This window comes from Streptomyces flavofungini, assembly GCF_041028215.1.
Taxonomy (GTDB): Bacteria; Actinomycetota; Actinomycetes; order Streptomycetales; family Streptomycetaceae; genus Streptomyces; species Streptomyces flavofungini_B.
In genome coordinates this window covers 1-2,409 of the sequence record NZ_JASKYR010000887.1, presented here as the reverse complement: position 1 = coordinate 2,409, position 2,409 = coordinate 1, and the positions used below count along the sequence as shown (strand labels likewise).

The window sequence follows — 2,409 nt, the reverse complement described above, 5'->3', positions numbered from 1 at the left end:
CCCCGACTCCGCACCCATCCCCACCGCCGCCGACCTCATCACCGGCCTCACCACCCTCGCCGACCGCATCCACGCGGCGGGCCTCACCGCCATCACCACCACCGTCGGCCCCTACAAGGACACCGTCTACGAGGGCTACTCCACCCCCGAGGGCATCGCCGTCGCCCGCGAGGTCAACGACTGGATACGCGGCGCCGACAGCCCCTTCGACGCCTACGCCGACTTCGCCGCCGCCGTCGCGGACCCGGCCGACCCCGACCGGATCAGCGACGACCACGACAGCGGCGACGGCCTGCACGTCAACGACGCCGGAGCACAGGCACTCGCCGACGCCGTCGACATAGCCACCCTGAAGAACTGACCGAGCGGCTCCCGCGCACCCCTAGAACACCGGCGTGCCGTCCCGGGTCAGCTTCCAGTCCACCGACGCGAACTGATCCGGGTCGATCGTCCCCTTGGCCTTCACCCAGCCGATGATCGTGTTCCTGATCTCCTCCGAATTCGCCCAGAGCTGCTTGGCGCCCGCGATGTGCGGGAAATTGCCGCCGCCACTCGCCCGGTAATTGTTCACCGCGAGCACGAATTCCGCCTTCGGGTCGAGCTCCTTGCCCCCGAACGACAGCTTCACGATCCGCGAACCCACCGGCTTCGCGACATCGATCTCGTACGTCACACCCGACACCGCGTCATAGTTGTAATCCGGGGTGTTCTCCGCGTTCGTCAGCTTCGCCGGATCGACCGGCGCACCCGCGGGCGTCCGCACGTAATACCGCGCCGAGAACTCCAGATACTCCTTGAGCTGCGCGCCCGTCAGCAGACGCGCCTCCAGCGTGTTCTCGAACGGATAGAGACCCGCCGCATCCTTGATCGTCACATCGCCCGCCGGAATCCGCGCCGTCCGCGAGAAGCACGACGCCTGCGAGAGCACCGGCAGCGCCGCGTACGCGCCGCCCTGCAACGCCCCGGCCACCGTCTCCTTCTGCACCTCGTTGATCAGATCGATGATCGGCACGTCCTTGTACGGGCCCTCGGCCGTGCTCATCGCCGCCTTCGAGGTGCCGATGACCTGATTGACGTACGCCACGACCTTCCTGTGCTCATCGACGAGCAGCCGCGTGATCTTCTTGTCCTCCGCCGCGGTATTGGAGTTCAGGACCCGCGCCCCGGCCTTCTCGACCGTCCAGCGGCCCTTCTCCCACACCAGATCGAAGTCGAACAGCGTCAGCCGCTGGCCCCACTTCAGCGGCTCCGAAAGGACGACCTTCTTGCCCGTCGCCCTGTTCTGAACGAAATACTCCGGGATCTCGGTGTGCGCGTGCCCGACCAGGATCGCGTCGATCCCCGGCACCTGCTCCGCCACCAGACCCGCCGCGTTCTCGACATACGGCAGCTGATCACCGTAGGAGGACGTGCCGCTCGACCCGGAATGCGCCGACACGATCACCACGTCCGCACCCATCGACCGCAGCCTCGGCACCCACTTCGCCGCCTGCTCCTCAAGACCCGGGAACACCATCTTGCCCTGCACGTTCGCCTTGTCCCAGATCGCGATGCCCGGATTGGTGAGACCAAGGACCGCCACCCGCACATCCCGCCCGTGCGGCGTGCGCATACGCTTCATGAAATACGGGGGGAAAGCAGGCCGCAGCGTCTTCGCGTCCAGCGCGTTCGCGCCGAGCAGCGGGAAGTCGCACTGCTCCTCGAACTTCCGCAGCACCGGAATACCGTAATTGAACTCGTGGTTCCCGAGCGCCGCCGCGTCATAACCGATCGCGTTCATCGCCTGCGCCATCGGATGCACCGGACCGCGCTTCGCGGTGATCGGATCGACCTTCGCGTAGTAGTACGAGAGCTGGGTGCCCTGGATCGTGTCGCCCGCGTCGATCAGCAGGGTGTTCCGGTGCCCCTTCTCCTTGCGTACCTCGTTCACCAGGGTCGAGATCTTCGCCAGGCCCACATCATTGTGGTCCTTGTCGTCGAACTCCTTGTCGGTGAAATAGTCCCAGTTGAAGACATTGCCGTGCAGGTCCGTCGTACCGAGCACGGTGAAGGAGTACCGCTTCTCCCGCCGGGGCGGCCTGCCGTGCGCCCGCGCGGCCGACGGCGCCACCGCCGCACCCGTGACAGCCAGGCCCACGCCGGACGCGGCAGACGTGCCCAGGAACTTCCTGCGGTTCAGCGGCATTCTCAGTACTCCTCGGTCGGACTTCGGGTCGATCGCGTCACGCGCGCGGATGACACACGTGGACGACGCGCGCGGACAACGCGCGTAGATAACGCGCGTAGATTCTGGCCCGCGGCACCACACCCGCAACAGACCCGGCAGGTTTCGATCCGGTGACTGTCAGGCGCACCCCTCCCACGCCGACGGAGTGCGACAGTGACCCCATGGACCCCTCCGACACACAC

The 2,409-nt window shown here is 66.7% G+C and carries 1 protein-coding gene and 1 pseudogene; one reads left to right on the top strand and one right to left on the bottom strand.

Going from position 1 to position 2,409, the window contains the following annotated elements; genetic code table 11:
- Nucleotides 1-361 (top strand): annotated as a pseudogene (locus tag AB8Z36_RS36045) (SGNH/GDSL hydrolase family protein); the annotation flags it as partial.
- Nucleotides 362-382: 21 nt separating this feature from the next.
- Here the strand turns inward: AB8Z36_RS36045 and AB8Z36_RS36040 are convergent.
- Nucleotides 383-2,185: a bifunctional metallophosphatase/5'-nucleotidase gene (locus AB8Z36_RS36040; protein ID WP_369217607.1), complete on the bottom strand. Its 1,803-nt coding sequence runs from the start codon at nucleotides 2,183-2,185 to the stop codon at nucleotides 383-385.
- Between the last annotated feature and the right edge of the window lie 224 nt (nucleotides 2,186-2,409).